Here is a 15,049-nt window from a genome sequence, read left to right as displayed (position 1 = left end):
AGAACTAAGAAGAAATTGAATTCATTTTGAATTTTGAATTTTGAATTTTGAATTCTTGATATCCCTGCCAACGTCCACGCCAAGATGCTAATAACTTTTTCCCTGCCAACTGCCCTTGACTAGGTAAAAATCTCAGCCATTGTACTAAGCCCAAACTATCGCATGTACCCACGAATACTGCCCAGAATAAAAATACAATCCGGTGCATAAATGGCAAATGCTCTAATAAAACTAAGGTTTCATTATGGACTAAATTAATAAAGGCAATTTCATTAAAATTATTTCGCTGATCTTCGTCAAAACGTTGTGCTGGATAATGATCTACAGCAACGTTAGGATCGTAAATTATTTTCCAACCAGCCCGCTTTAATGTTAGAGTAAACGCCATTTCAAAATGTACTTGCGCTCCAGTACCACGCATCCGCTCGTCAAAGCGCAGTTGTCCGATTGCTTGGGTACGAAAACTCATGTTTACGCCCTTGAGAATATCGACTTCGCGGGGTTCTCCCACTCCCAGATGATGGTTGCCAATGACTCGCCCAAACCATTGCAACTGTCCAACTACTAAACGAGATTCGTCTTCTAATTTGCTGCCGTGGTGTATCCAATCACGCCCTCCCAAACCGCCGAGGCGACTATCACAGGTAAAGTAGGCAGCGATGCGCTCTAACCAATCGGGGTGAGGTGCGGCATCATCATCAGTAATGGAAACAATATCGCCCTCCACTGCTGCTAGTCCGGCGTTCAGGGCTGCGACTACACCAGGTTGTGTCACTGTCACAGTATGCAGTGGTAAATTGTGCGCTGTGTATTGGGCAAGAAATTGCCAAGTTTCTGCATCGGTATCACGGACAACCACTATCACCTGAGCAACTGATTTAGTTTGCTCCTGTAGCGCCAAAAGGCAGCGTGAGAGGTCTTGTGGACGGCGATAAGTCGGTATCAGAACTGTGTTCCGCATTCTTGCTTAACTCCTCGAATAGATCCACATAAATTTGTGCCATAGTAGTCCAGCTATGTTGTTCTGCCACAGAACGAGCTGCTTGACTCATCTGTTGCATCAGAGCAGAATCGCTTACCAAGGACATCATCGCCACAGCCAAAGCATCGATATCATTTGAGTCGGGTAAGACAATGCCACATTCTGGTGTCACCAACTCTGCACCCCCGGTAGCTGTGGCAGTAATTACTGGTAGTCCTGAAGAAAGTGCTTCTAACAATACGAGGCTACAAGCTTCATATCGGGAAGGAAAAATAAATAAATCTACTGACCGCATAATTTCGGGGATATCACGGCGAAATCCAACAAAATGCACGCGATCGCTCAACCCCAAAGAAGCCGCTAGTTCTGGAAAGGGACTACCTTCGATATGACCTACCACCGCCAAATGTAAATCGGGAACTTTCACCAAGGCGTTTAGGACTGTATCTAAATTTTTTCTAGGTGTGCGGATGTCTCCGGCGAATAGGGCTAAGGTGACATTCTCCGGTAAACCTAATTTTTGGCGATTGCTTTCACCAGGGGTAAACTCTTCTAGATCAACGCCATTGACAATTACCTGAATCCGAGAACGCGGTACACCAATGTTAACTAATTCCTGGGCTACCTTTTCGGATACAGCCACCACAACCTGTGCTTTTTGGAAAGCCTGCTTTTCCCAACGGGCATTAAAAGCCGTAAACAGCCATTGGTAGAAACCATATAAATCGCGACGGTTGCGGGAAATATGAACAGGCGATCGCAACCATGAACTGTGGACAAAATGTACAGCATTCACCTCAGCCGCAGCCATATTAATTGCTCCATTGACTTTCACCAAATCAATTTCAGAGCGATGTTTATGTAACCAATCTGCACTTTTTTGGGCAAATATAAAATTACGTACAAATTCTGTAGGATAGCCTTTGACAGGAATTTTAATCCAATTAACTTGGTTATTATTTTCTAGTTCTGTTGCAACTTCACTAGCTAATAATGTCAAGTTATGACCACGACGAATTGCTTCATTAGCAACCTCATAGTTTACTCGCCCCTGACCATCACCTTTTTTGATTTTATGAGTAACAATACAAATTTTCATCCAATATCTTCCTTAGTAAAATAAACTCACATAAAACATGTAAACTTAAACTTGAAAATATTTTTATTCTCTCTGTGTCCTCTGTGTTTCTGCGGATAGTTTAAAAGATAAATTTTGTAATTTAAATGCAATTCCTCAATTATTTTGATATTTTCATTAACTTACTTGCTAAAAAACGCGGAGTAAAACTAAGTCCAAGTGCTGCCAGAGTTCGGGCATTAAATTTTTGTTGTTTCAATGTTTGCCAAAAATAAGGACGTGCTGCTGCTATCTGTTCACTTCGTAGCAAACCAATTCCCAAAGTTGTATTAGCTTCTAACCATTTCTGTTGAAAATAAGTTCTAAATTCTTCTAGACGAGTATCTTCCATAAAGGTTTGATAACAAAACATTTCGCTTTTAGCTTTACGGATTTTTGCTTGCACATCTCGACTACCACTGAGCATAGTATCAGTTTGCTCATGGGCACGATATTGCGTCAATCTTTCTGGATAGTAGTAAGCGCCACGACCAGATATACAACAAAGGTAAGTTAAATATAAATCCCACATCCCACCAGCTTCTAGGGGAATACTATCCCAATCCACAGAATTATTGCGAATCACACAAGATGCAGCAGTCGGTATGCTTTTATCTACCAACCCAATTTTATAAAAAGGTTGATGAATTCCTTTTGTTAATTTATCTCGCTTATAGCCGCGTGTGTTTTCTTCAGTTCCAGCATCATTAATTATGCCATTAGCATCTATAATATATTGGTCGCAAAAAGCGATAATTAACTCAGGATTTGCTTCTAGTATTGGTACAAGCTTTGCTAAAAAGTTTTCATTCCAGATATCATCATCATGGAGACTAGCAACATATTTACCTCGTGCCATCTTAAAGCCATGCTGCTGATTAGCTAACATACCCACATTTTGCTGATGTCGCCAAAATCTAATGCGTGAATCACCAAAAGATGCGACAAGCGCTTGGGGATTTTCTGAACTACAATTATCAGAAATAATAATTTCAATATTTTGATAAATTTGTTTTATAGCACTAGCGATCGCTTGCTTAAGATACTCTGGTCGATTATAGGTAGGGATAATAACGCTGACTAAAGGTTGTTGAGATTCTTGATGCAATGACATATTTTTTCCTTTTATATTTTATAAGAAGAATTCAGAATGGGCTAAACGCTCCGCTACCGTTAACAGCATGAATTCTGTACGAGTGGTTAATGAATATTGATTAAAACCGTACAACTCTTGGAGACGCTACGCGCTTTCGTCCCTGGTGGGCGAAAAAATTAAAATATTCAACAAGCTAAAACTTTATACCTTTAATGGGTAAAGTATTCTGAATTCTGAATTCTGGATTCTGAATTCTGGATTCTGACTCCTGCTTTATAGATAAAAGATGCACCATTTGGTGGTTTAATCAAACTAAGCTTATTTAGCTGGACAGATGCTATATATTTTTTTAGCTTTAGAAGGGAATTCAGCTATTGTTTTTGCATAAATTGTTCTGAGATTATTTACATGAGCAGCCATTGTAAATTCCTTCATCAATAAAGCATGACCTTGTTCACCCATGTATCGGCATTTTTGATAATCTACATACAACTCATTAATGGCATCAGCTAGCTTTTGGATATTATTACCGGGAACAAGAATACCCGTTTCTCCATCTCGTAAATGTTCTGGAATGCCACCGACTGCACTACCAATTACAGGTCGATAACGAGAGTATGCTTCTAGAGTTACCAGACCAGCAGGTTCAGGCCAAACACTGGGAAAGATAACTGCAAAACACTGTTGATAAAGTTGATTTAATTTATCGCGATCGCACCAACCATGCCAAGTGATCCGCTTATTCAATCCGAGGGTATTTGCTAACTTTTCTAAGCGTGGTCGTTCCCAACCTTCACCTGCAATATCAAGTTGAATTTTCGGGTTTGTATGTATTAAGGTTTTGAGTAACCATTCCAGACCTTTATCAGAAACAATCCGTCCAGCAAACAAAATTCTATGATTTTGATGTACTTCTAAGCTTAAGGGTGAAGTTGCTATTTGCGGTATAGAGATTCCACAGTGTATTGTTACAGCTTGTTCTGGAGGTACACCATTTTTAATTAACTCTTGGCGGACATATTCGCTATTAGCAATAAAAGTGATTTTTATCTTTTTTAATACATTTAAAAACCGATGAGTAGTTTGAAGTTCTTTAAGAGTTATTAACGGTTTCCGGCTACCACATTTATCTGCTAATTTACCCCAGGTACATCCTAAGTAAGAAAAGTTGCGATCGCAGATTGTCTGTTGGTCTGCTAAATACTTTGTGCCACTAGGACAGTAGAATGAGTGATTATGAACGCTGAAGATAGCAGGACATTCGCCTGTAAGCTGCAATAGCAAATCTGGACTATGAATGTGCAGCAATTTAAACTGGCTTTGATCGATATTTTTCAGTGATTTGATCACGCGATCGCTAACATCAGGTGGTCGATGTTCAAACAGAGAACCTAAATAAGTTTCAACACCTCCGCTTCCACCGATATGGAAATTGGAGCATTGATAAATCAGGTCTTTGTCAAATATTTTCTGATACATATTTTCTGCTATTGTTAAGAATAAACCCTTAATTTTAAATACTTATGTCTATAGGATTCATATTTGATTTTTGAAAAAAATTCGGTATACCTTAATCTTCTGAAATCCTCTTGCCTATTGCCTTTTGCCTATTGCCTACTAAGCCAAGCGATTTCAATAATCAAACCGGATTCCTATAGAAATAATAAGTATTTAAGATTCTCTTGTTTTATTATTTTGCAAAATTACTGATACCTAGTTAGGGATTTACGGCTGTAGGGATGTACAGCCGATAAATATGTTGCAATTATTTTGCTAATTGGATATGATTTCTAATCCGATTGCCTTACCTCATACTGCATTTGATGATATTTCCAAAGCTTACCTTTGAGTTCCAAGAGTTCTTGATATTTACCTTGCTCTACTATCCGTCCCTGTTCTAAAACTACAACTTTATCTGCCTTAGAAATAGTAGAAAGACGGTGAGCGATCGCAATTACTGTTTTACCTACAGATAGCTTTTCTAATGAATCTTGAATTAAGCGCTCAGATAGCGAATCTAAGGCACTGGTTGCTTCGTCTAAAATCAAAATTTCTGGGTTCCGCAGTAAAGCACGTGCGATAGCAATTCGCTGTCTTTGTCCTCCAGATAACCTAACACCTCTATCTCCTAATTGGGTATCAAAACCTTCGGGCATTTCCAAAATAAATTCTAATGCATTAGCTAGTTTAGCTGCTGCTTGAATTTCATCATTAGTCGCATCTGGAGTCCCGTAAGAAATATTCTGCCAAACGTTAGCATTGAAGATAAAAGTGTCCTGACTGACAACAGCTATTCTGCGACGTAAGGAGTTGATTTCAAACTGTCGTACATCAACTTCATCGATGTAAATATATCCATCGGTAGCATTATAAAATCGGGGAATTAAATCAGCAAGAGTTGTTTTCCCAGCACCAGATGCACCGACTAATGCTGTCATCTTTCCCTTTTCAATCGTTAAGGTAATATTATGCAGCACTAAATTTTCTTCATCATAGCCAAAATCTACAGATACTAAATCTATCGATCTTTTTAATCCCTTAAATTCAATTTTGCCATTTTGAAAATAATATTTTTCATCACTTGTCAACAGATTTTTAATATTGTCTGCTGAACCATGTAAAGTACTGAGGTATGCTCTAGTACCATTAATATCTTGAACAAAGGGTATAAAGCGAAATAACACAAAGAAAAAGGTTAGTAAAGAAGCAACTTGTAGTGTTCCATTGGTGACAAGGCTAGTGAAAGCCAAAATAATCATTCCAATCAATACCGTAGTCGCTACCCCTTCGGCAATTGGCTTCACAAGTGTCCAGGTAAACACAACTTTTGTTGTAGTACTTATTACCTTGTCACTAGCTTTATAGTAACGCTGACGCTCAAATTCTTGAGTACCACAAGTGTGAACTGTGCGAATGCCATTAATAAATTCTATGGCTGTTGATGTAAAATTAGCATTAGCAGTTGTCATGCCAAAACTTGATTCTCTGACTCTAGCATTCAGATTTGACAACCCCACACCTAAAAGTGTAAAGAGTAATGCTGATATTAATGTAAGTTGCCATGATATCAAGACCATTGATATTAAGTAAACAAAGGTTGTTAGTCCTCTAGTTACTAAAAATGCTCCGCCACTGAAACCCTGTCTGATTCTTTCAATTTCTGTAGTAATTGTGTTAATTAATTCACCAGAACGAGTTTTGGCAAAGTAACTTAGCGATAAAGATTGTAGCTGTTCAAAAATTTGCTTACGTAAGCGATCGGCTAGATGTAGTTGAGATAATTCCGTATAGACTTGAGAGAAATAATTGAAGGTAGCACGTAACCAAGTACTCAATAAAATTAGTAAAGATACACGATATAAGCGATTAATTGCCGATGTCTTAGCTCCCAAAATCCAAATATCAAACCAGCCTATTCCTGTTTGGACAGGTTGAGCATTTGGGCTAGTTAAGCTTTGCAAAAATGAAAGCAAAAATCCAATACTCACACCTTCAAAGGTTGCGGCAAAAATTGAGAATATTAGAGCTAAAATTGCAATTTTGCGAAAGTGTTTAAATTCTCGCAATATCAAATAGTTGTCCTGCCAGAAGCTGGTAGCTTTGAGCAGATTGCTGAGTGGTTCTGGAAGCTTGAAATTCATGGATTTTATAATAATAGTTTGGCAAGGTAGATAGACCGCTATAAATCAATACGGTTCAGTTAAGGATTAACTGTTTGTCCAAGTAATTGTATTTTTCTTAATGAACCGCAAAGGAAGAAATACTTAACTGATGCTATAGATTCTACGTGAGCAATTTTTGTTTGAGCCTAAGTGCGGTAAATGAAATCATCAATTACCGCACAAATGAATTACAGTGTTTGGCTATCGAGATGTAACAGGTGAGATTGTGGTTCTACTTCCCATGAAGTTGTAGTTTCTGGTAGTTTATTTAGCTGTGCTGCATCTTCCAAAGTCCAATAACCAGAACCGGTCAAACTTATGTCACCCCGCAGCACGTTAAATAACTGGGGCAGATTCTCAAGACCATATTTATGCATCCAACGCCCTAATGGTGTAATGTTGTGCTTTGTAGTTGTGCAAAACTTAATTGTCCGAAAGAATTTACCCCGTTCTCCAACACGCCACTCACGACAAAAAAGTGACTCTGGCGAGTAAACCTGCATTAATACAATTAATCCCAGCATGACTGGACTTACTAATAGTAGCAAGACAAAAGCAGCAATCCAATCAATTAGTCGCTGTAATTGTCTTGAGGGTTGGTTAGATAGTTTATTGCCAGCAGGTATGCTTAGAAATATTGGTTTTTGAGCTTCTTCACATGCATCAGCCCAAAATTTTAGCAAAGATTCGCCCAGTTTTGGATCTATACTTACTAAACTTACAGGGGAATGTTGTAAGCATTTTACTAGCGATCGCTTACTATTTAATGAAGGTAGATATGGTTGTTTAATTCGTCCAGGCTGCTTCACCAAAAGCTTACCTCGTCGCCACTGGAGTGTGCAATATCCACGATTATCTTGATGTGGCTGGGTTACATCATATAAATTTTGTAGAGTTGGAATTATTGAAGTTGTCATAATGTCTTTGGGTTAATACAGAAGTGAATTACTGAGGCGTTATCAAAGGCTATAAATGCCAAAGACCCAAATCCGAATCTTGTTGTAAGTCCAAAAATTTGGAGATAATTGAGGGCAAAAATATGTTATTGCTATTTGCCACTCAGCCAAGCATATATCGTGCAGAATACTGCTGGTGTAGAGATGTACGAATTAGATAGATACTAATTAGATATGTAGCAATCACCGCTACTATTAACATTCATGGGTAAATCATGATTTTCCGGGAACTACTGACAGTAGAAAAGTGTAGAGGGAAATTACCCATGAATCTATATTTACGTTTAATTACGCTGAAGTGTTCATTGTGTTGAGAGATTTAAAAACCAGTCCACTCTTGTCTTCTAGCCTTTGTGAAGGTGCTTTAATCTCTAGAATATAAGACTATATAGAAATAGCGATCGCTCAAATAAATTCTTTATTTATTCTTTAAAGAGCTAGTGATTTCTCTGAAAACCAATAAAGATAGCATAAATATACTGAAATCTTCCTGATTGCAACAAAATGAAATTTTGATTACAAATGCGAAACGCAAAATCCCCGACTTCTCTAAGAAATCGGGGATTTATCATCTAGCAGTACTAGCTACTTTTCTACAGCTTGACGTAGAGCTAATTGCTGTTGTTTGGTATAAGGTACGTAATTACTACTATTTGATACTCCATTAGCTACAACCCCAATCAGATTTAACTTACTTAGCATGGCTGTAGCTTGATTAAGCTGACTTCGGGTCACAATACCAATGCTTGCCACCATGACCACGCTACGACAAGATGATGCAGTAAGCATAGCATCCACCAAACCGAGAACTGGCGGAGCATCTATGAGTACCAAATCATAGTTTTCCTCAAACGCTGCCATTAATTGCATCATCCGAGGGGAACTCAATAGATTAGCTGGGTCGGCAGGTTTGGGGCCAGCAGTCAAAATATCGATGTAGGCGGAACCAGAGTATTGAAGACTAATTTGATTGGGTAGAGTTACATCACTCGCCAGTAAAGTTGAAAGCCCCTGTTCATTAGGGAGATTCAGTTGTTCGTGCAGACTGGGAGCGCGTAAATTGGCATCAATTAATAACACCCTTTTGTGTAAACGGGCAGCACTCATTGCCAAACCCAACGCTAGAGCTGATTTACCCTCATCGGCTAAAGCCGAAGTGATCATCAAAGATTTTAAATTAGTAACAGTATTTAAAAGTTCAATGTTTTTGTAAATCAGATCCAGCGATTCCCAACGCGGTGGAGATTGCAATACTTGAATCGTCCAGGGGGCGAGAACTTCTGGCTTACCAAAAGGCAACTTAATCATTGATTCTTTGGGCTTGGCTGGCGGTAACTTGGGGGTTGTTCCCAACAACGGCATGGCCATTTGTTTCTCTAACTCAGCAGTGGTGTGAACTGCATCGTCAGCCGATTCCCGAATAAAGGCAGCAATGCCTCCTAACATTAATCCAACCACAGCACCTAAGAGCAAATTCTGCTGGAGATTGGGGCCTAATTGTGCGCCTTTTTGGGGTTCTTCAACCACTTCCCAATTAAATCCACCCTTAGAAAGTTCTTGCCGCAATTGCTGTTCTGCTCTTAAAAGTTGCTCTAACCTTTCACGACTAAATTGCAACTGCGGTAGCATCCGATTGTAATAAGCCAACAGAGGCGGGAAGCGTTTGATTTCAAAACGCAGCTCGTTTTCTTTTTGAGCCAAACTTTGATCGCGAGCAGTTAAAGCAACTATAGTGGTCTGCGTTTCCACTAGCTGACCAGCAAGACTAAGATCAATTTCACCGAGTTGTCCTCGTTCAAGAAGAGAATCTCCCGAATTGACTCCACCAGCAGACTTTCCGCCTAAAGTTCTTCCTACCTCTTGTTGCAATAGTTCTTTTTGGCTCTGAAGCTGTTCTTTGAGCTTTTGCACACTCGGAGTTTGATCGGTAAAGCGTAAGCGTTCCTGTGCTAGTGCTAGTTCTGTTTTTTGGATTTCGTTCAGTAAGCCTTGATAGCGAGTAGATTGACTCAGACGAGAAGCAACTAGAGCATTTTGAGGAGAACGGTTAAGTTGTTCTTCCAAAGATTTTTGGCGTGCCAAAGCTTCGCCATATTGGGCACGAGTTGTCTGTCTTTCTTGGGCAATATTATTCAAAGCTGTCTCAATTGCTTTGGCCTGTGACTCTGGATCGATTAAGTTCTGATTTCGACGAAACCTTTGTAAATTTGTCTCAGCCGCGTTTACTTCTTCACTGGCTTTACTTAATTGTTCCCGAATAATTTGCAGACCTTTTTGCAACCGGGAATTCTGTTGTTGTTTGTTATATTCCACATAAACTTGTCGAATCGCACCCAAAACTTTTTGGGTCTTTTCTGGATCGCCAGCAGTATATTCAACTTGAAAGATTTTAGTAGCGACATTATCTTCTTTGCTCCTTAATTGAGTTAAGACCAAAGAAGCTTTAATTTCACCTGAAGTTATATCTGGATAATCAGATTGAAGTTTCTCGACTGCTTTTTGAATGAGTCCTGAACTTTGCATCAAGTTAAGCTGAGTGGCAGTATCGATGACCACATTAGAGTCAGTAAACTGATTGTCTACCCCAGCACCTTCTGTTTTACCTTGATAGTTAGGTTCTACTAGCAGTTGCATAGAACTTTTATAAGTAGGTTTTGTCTTTACAGTTACTATGCTGGCAATAGCGATACAACTAATTAATACTGCTAAGAACCACGGAAATCTCCGCACAAATACGGCAAACATTTGTCCGTAACTTGGTTCATTTTCAGAAGCGGGAGTTATCTGAGGATTTAGACTAGCTTGAACCACTTTTATTATCCTTGTCTTCGAAATTTACGCTAAGAGATTCTCCGAAGAATACCTATTTTTTCTACAAACCGCTAAGAGAGAGAAAATAAATAGGTAATCTTATAGTGGAAAGAGATTCAGAAATCAAATGAATAATTGATGCACACCGCAAGCTTGGTTAATAATTTGCTCAACCTTACCAAAGAAGGCATTCTCTGAGAAGTTTGCTACTGCATGATTACGGATGCGATCGTAATCCCAAGCAATGCCGTTGGCTTCTAGTAATGCAACTTGTAAGGATTCGGGTGTTTGTCTTTTGAAAAAGACTCCTGTTTCACCTGGGATTTGAGTATCTAATACTCCACCGGCTCCATAAGCGATGACTGGTGTGCCGCTAGCATTAGCCTCTACTGGTACTAATCCGTAGTCTTCTAGGGCTGCGACAATAATAGACTTGGCTTTGGAAAACAAGTCTTTGCGGGTTTTATCACTTACGTGTCCCAAGAACACAATATTTTGTAATGCTTTGGATTTTAAGCGTGTTTGTTCTGGGCCGTCACCAGATATTAATAACCGCCACCCTAACCAATTAAAAGCTTCAACTATTATATCAAGTCGCTTATAACTGATCATCCGGGCGGAGACCAGATAATATTCATCTTTTATATCTGAAAAAACAAATTTACTAGTATCAATTGGATAGTTCACCATCATTGCCTTTTTGCCATAAATATTTTCAATACGGCGGGCAACAACACTAGAATTAGCAATGTAAAGGTCAGGTTCCTGTGCATATTTCAGGTCTACCTTTCTCATTACTTGAAATATTTGTTCGATTAAAGGAGCAAAATATCTATAGTCTCCGTACTCTCTTAAATAGGTTGCTGTATCCCATAAGAAACGGGTGACATTATGGCAAAAACAAATGTGGCGGGCATTGGGATTTTTTCGCACTGCTTTGGCGAAGCTTGTGCTACTGCTAATAATTAAATCGTAGTCTTGCAGATCCAAGGCACGAAAAGCAGGAAAATATAGAGGAGCCATTGACCGGAAATATTTTACTGCACCAGGAATCTTTTGTAAGAAAGTTGTATTAACTATGCGATCGCCTAGATCGATAGTTTTTTGGGGATCGTACAAAGATGTGAAAATATCTGCTTCAGGATAGCGCTTACAAAGCAGTTCAAACACACGCTCTGCCCCACCTCGCTGGGTTAAATAATCATGGACGAGAGCAATTTTCATGAATTTGACCTAAAGTTTCGATCGGGTTTGTTTAAACGCTCCCCAGCAAGTTGTACCAATTCAAAATTCAAAATTAAGAAAGTTAGACAGAACAAAGGTATGTCCGTATTTATCTCAATACAGTTCAGATAAGCATTTTGAACTCAGAATAGGGTTTGAGGAAAAGGGTACTGACTTTGGGTTAAAGGTTTTTTATTCCCCTTTACCCTTTCCCCTTTAACCGAACCGTATTGGTATTTATCTGTCGCATTCTTTTTTAAAATTGGTATTACTATCAACAACTTTAGTGTCCCGCAGTATAGCTTTCTATCCTCTTGATGAAATTCTGGCGACAAACATATAGGGGCGTACAGCTGTACACCCCTACAGCCAATTGATTTGTGGTAAATGTTTTTGGAGCCGATATTATCCAACCGCTACTAAGATTTTTTCTGAAGCGAAATAGGTGTTTTGCTCGGCTCGTAGTTGGTCGCAGAGTCTGCCTTCTGGTAATTCTACATCCTCGTAGGTGAGGACTTGATCCTTAGAAATATCTCGTTTCAGGCGACATCCTTCAGCTAAACCGATTGGTAGAAGATTTTGCTGTTGGACAATATCGGAATTTTCACATTGTCCGTAGGTCATGTAGTAGCCGATGCCATCTAAGGTTTCTCCTGCTTTCAGGTCGATTTTGGCAGTGGTGACAACATCTACTAGCGGGCCTGCTAGTGGAGACATAACGGCATCACCGAATAAGACGGCACGCGCTACGGACAAGGGAACTTCAAAATGACAGAGGTGATAAGGAGTATAGAAGCTGTAAAGTGGGCCTTCGCCTAATTTATATAAGTTGAGATAGTGCTGTTGCTTGGGGTCGTCGTGAGTGGCGAATACATATACGCCAGGGCCTGGTTTTGCTCCAACTACATAATCGACAATGCCGCCCAGTTCTTTGAGTTGTTCAACATCATATATATGGGCCATTTCATCGACATAACCGTTGAAGTCATATCCTAGCATTCCCCGTTTGGCGACTTTCATGCCTGTGGCATTGGCAACGATCGCTTGCTCAAAGGAAATTTTGGTTCCGTCGGCGAAGCTAGCCACCATGTGGGGCTTTTGACCCCAACGTTTAGCAAATCCTTCCTGGGTGGTGGGATTGCGATAGGGGTCTTGGAGTCCTTTAATGTTACCGCACAATAAGGGAGTTAGACCAATGCTTTTGACAAAGCGGTAGAGGTTCATTTGTACCCCTGGTTGGTCGCCATCACAAGCACTGAGAATCACACCTGCTTTATCGGCATACACTTTCAGTATGGGGCCAATAGTGCCATCGAGTTCGGCATTCATCATAATCACATGTTTGCAATGGGCGATCGCTTCCATAACGATCTGAGCGCCAAATTCCACTGCACCTGTGACTTCGATTAATGCATCGATGCCTTCAGCCCGACACAGTAACTTTGCGTCTTCTGTGACTGCATACTTACCGTTAGCGATCGCATCTTCTAATTCGCTGACAGTTGCAACAACTTGAATATCTTCAATTCCTGCTTCCGAATAAGCTTGTTTAGCTGCACCAATCTGGCGATTGGAGATAGCAACTAACTCCATTCCTGGCACTGAATTGACAATTTGGTTGGCAATTCCTCGACCCATAAAACCAGCACCAATCATTCCCACCTTGATAGGATTTCCTGCTGCTGCACGGGCTTGTAAGGCGCGATCGATAATAATCATGAACTAAACTCCTTTTTGGAACTGTTTGTTGTGTTACAAATTCTCGATAATTTTGCACTTAATAATTTGTTACAGCTAAATATTAAGTACATTTTCATAGGGAATTAAGATTAGCAACATCTTCTGCCAAGTCCGATGGGGGTTTCCCCCATGAGCAACTGGCGTGTGATTTCTAATCGTCAGGGCTAAGTGTTAACTAGCTGTTTGCTAGATGTTATAGAAGCAGGCTGTTTTTTCTGGCTGTGATTTTCGATAATTTGCTCCACAGCATTTCTGTAGGCTTGGGCAAACTTTTCTTTAGTATGATTTGCTCTTGCATATTCCCATGCTTTCAGAGACATCAACTTTAGGTCTTCAACAGGCAAATTGGAAATACTTATAACCTTCGCTTTAATTTCTTCAAGAGAAAGATTATCAAAAATCACACCAAAATCATGAACATCCACACCAGATTCATAGCTTAAAATCGGGATTAATCCGGCTTGTAAGCTGGTGATTACTGCACCTGCTTGTCCCTCAGAAACGGAAGGATAAACAAGTCCCAAACAATTATTTGTAATCTTTAAAAAGTCAGGGCTGCTAACATCAATCCAACCATAGGTATGGATATTGGGTGTTTCATACAGTTCTTTATAGAAAGCTTGCTCAAATTCTTTGTCATTGCTTACCGGGCCACAAACTGTTAAATGGTATTCCGGCATTTGGGCAAAGGCATCTAAAACCAAGTCTAATCCTTTAAGAACTAAAGCACTACCACCAAACCAGATAAAATTCTTTCTTACCGCTTCAAAATCTTTATCTTTAGAAGAAGGATAAACGAATGACGAAGAAATCGGAATACGATACATTGGTTTGTTAGCATATTTGAATGTATCAACTGTGAAATTGTTGCCCAATACAGTAGCGTAATCGGCATATTCAATTCCCAAGTTGGGCGTTTCAAATCGCTGTGGACGTAAAGTGATTCCTCTACGCTGTTGAAGTTCTAGAAGTCTGTTGCATTCTGCTGCATTGCGAAAAATCATATTAGCAATGTCAACGTGAAAAATTTTAATGCAATCTTTATTCAGTTTTGGTGCAAGCGCTTCTAGACGATGACGGATATCAATGAAAAATGCGTAGTGTTTTTGAGGAACGAATTTATCATTGTGGAATTGGATAACATCAACGTTATAGCCCAAGTCTAAAAAAGTTTGGGCGATTAGTAAACATTCCCAGTTCCAACTCTGGTCATTGGGGACAGGCTGACCTGGTTTAATGAGAAATGGTTCAATCCGATAAGAAAGAAGTACATTTCCTTTGGAAGGCTGTTTAGGTTTTAGGGAAACAACCTGTAAGGTCTTAGCATAAGTGATACGAGCTTGGACTTTTTTGGAAATAAAAGAGATAGTATTTCCTACACGAGATAGAATATTATTGGACATTTATTTCTACCTTAATTAATTATCAAACAGAATTCAGAAGTCAGGAGCCAGAATTCAG

10 protein-coding genes are annotated in these 15,049 nt (G+C 39.5%); all 10 read right to left on the bottom strand.

Translation table 11 applies throughout. The features are described 5' to 3' along the window. Nucleotides 1-4: 4 nt before the first annotated feature. The 10 genes from RMX98_RS16100 to RMX98_RS16055 all read right to left on the bottom strand — a co-directional run bounded on the left by RMX98_RS16100 (nt 5) and on the right by RMX98_RS16055 (nt 14,991). Complete coding sequence (locus RMX98_RS16100; RefSeq protein ID WP_322676325.1) at nt 5-961, bottom strand: glycosyltransferase family 2 protein; 957 nt, start codon at nt 959-961, stop codon at nt 5-7. Further along, nucleotides 879-2,081 (bottom strand): glycosyltransferase family 4 protein, encoded by a 1,203-nt coding sequence (locus tag RMX98_RS16095; RefSeq protein WP_322676326.1) that lies wholly within the window; start codon nt 2,079-2,081, stop codon nt 879-881. Before RMX98_RS16095 ends, RMX98_RS16100 begins: the two co-directional genes overlap by 83 nt. A gap of 139 nt (nt 2,082-2,220) precedes the next feature. Next, entirely contained in the window at nt 2,221-3,213 is a 993-nt protein-coding gene (locus tag RMX98_RS16090; RefSeq protein WP_322676327.1) for a glycosyltransferase family 2 protein, read from the bottom strand. 300 nt (nt 3,214-3,513) lie between these two features. Continuing rightward, the gene (locus RMX98_RS16085) at nt 3,514-4,674 is read right to left on the bottom strand and encodes a glycosyltransferase family 4 protein (protein WP_322676328.1); all 1,161 of its coding nucleotides are present in this window, start codon (nt 4,672-4,674) and stop codon (nt 3,514-3,516) included. A 311-nt stretch (nt 4,675-4,985) separates the two neighbouring features. Further along, complete coding sequence (gene hepA, locus RMX98_RS16080) at nt 4,986-6,836, bottom strand: heterocyst formation ABC transporter subunit HepA (protein WP_322676329.1); 1,851 nt, start codon at nt 6,834-6,836, stop codon at nt 4,986-4,988. A 209-nt stretch (nt 6,837-7,045) separates the two neighbouring features. Further along, nucleotides 7,046-7,774, bottom strand: coding sequence for a heterocyst development glycosyltransferase HepC (gene hepC / locus RMX98_RS16075; protein ID WP_322676330.1), 729 nt, complete (start codon nt 7,772-7,774; stop codon nt 7,046-7,048). 624 nt (nt 7,775-8,398) lie between these two features. Then, on the bottom strand, nt 8,399-10,624 hold the full coding sequence (locus RMX98_RS16070; RefSeq protein WP_322676331.1) for a polysaccharide biosynthesis tyrosine autokinase: 2,226 nt from the start codon (nt 10,622-10,624) through the stop codon (nt 8,399-8,401). Between the two features lie 123 nt (nt 10,625-10,747). Next, complete coding sequence (locus tag RMX98_RS16065) at nt 10,748-11,848, bottom strand: glycosyltransferase (protein ID WP_322676332.1); 1,101 nt, start codon at nt 11,846-11,848, stop codon at nt 10,748-10,750. A 405-nt stretch (nt 11,849-12,253) separates the two neighbouring features. Further along, complete coding sequence (locus RMX98_RS16060) at nt 12,254-13,567, bottom strand: NAD(P)H-dependent oxidoreductase (protein ID WP_322676333.1); 1,314 nt, start codon at nt 13,565-13,567, stop codon at nt 12,254-12,256. 185 nt (nt 13,568-13,752) lie between these two features. Continuing rightward, complete coding sequence (locus tag RMX98_RS16055) at nt 13,753-14,991, bottom strand: glycosyltransferase (protein WP_322676334.1); 1,239 nt, start codon at nt 14,989-14,991, stop codon at nt 13,753-13,755. Nucleotides 14,992-15,049 lie beyond the last annotated feature (58 nt).

Origin of the sequence: Nostoc sp. DedQUE02 (assembly GCF_034531035.1) — a bacterium.
Lineage (GTDB): Bacteria > Cyanobacteriota > Cyanobacteriia > Cyanobacteriales > Nostocaceae > Nostoc.
Note: the sequence above shows the minus strand (reverse complement) of the source record. Positions and strands in the feature narration are given on the sequence as shown.

Excerpts from the sequence above, each read along its gene's own strand:
- RMX98_RS16100 (WP_322676325.1), bottom strand. The coding sequence starts at position 961 with ATGCGGAACACAGTTCTGATACCGACTTATCGCCGTCCACAAGACCTC.
- RMX98_RS16095 (WP_322676326.1), bottom strand. The coding sequence starts at position 2,081 with ATGAAAATTTGTATTGTTACTCATAAAATCAAAAAAGGTGATGGTCAG.
- RMX98_RS16090 (WP_322676327.1), bottom strand. The coding sequence starts at position 3,213 with ATGTCATTGCATCAAGAATCTCAACAACCTTTAGTCAGCGTTATTATC.
- RMX98_RS16085 (WP_322676328.1), bottom strand. The coding sequence starts at position 4,674 with ATGTATCAGAAAATATTTGACAAAGACCTGATTTATCAATGCTCCAAT.
- hepA (WP_322676329.1), bottom strand. The coding sequence starts at position 6,836 with ATGAATTTCAAGCTTCCAGAACCACTCAGCAATCTGCTCAAAGCTACC.
- hepC (WP_322676330.1), bottom strand. The coding sequence starts at position 7,774 with ATGACAACTTCAATAATTCCAACTCTACAAAATTTATATGATGTAACC.
- RMX98_RS16065 (WP_322676332.1), bottom strand. The coding sequence starts at position 11,848 with ATGAAAATTGCTCTCGTCCATGATTATTTAACCCAGCGAGGTGGGGCA.
- RMX98_RS16060 (WP_322676333.1), bottom strand. The coding sequence starts at position 13,567 with ATGATTATTATCGATCGCGCCTTACAAGCCCGTGCAGCAGCAGGAAAT.
- RMX98_RS16055 (WP_322676334.1), bottom strand. The coding sequence starts at position 14,991 with ATGTCCAATAATATTCTATCTCGTGTAGGAAATACTATCTCTTTTATT.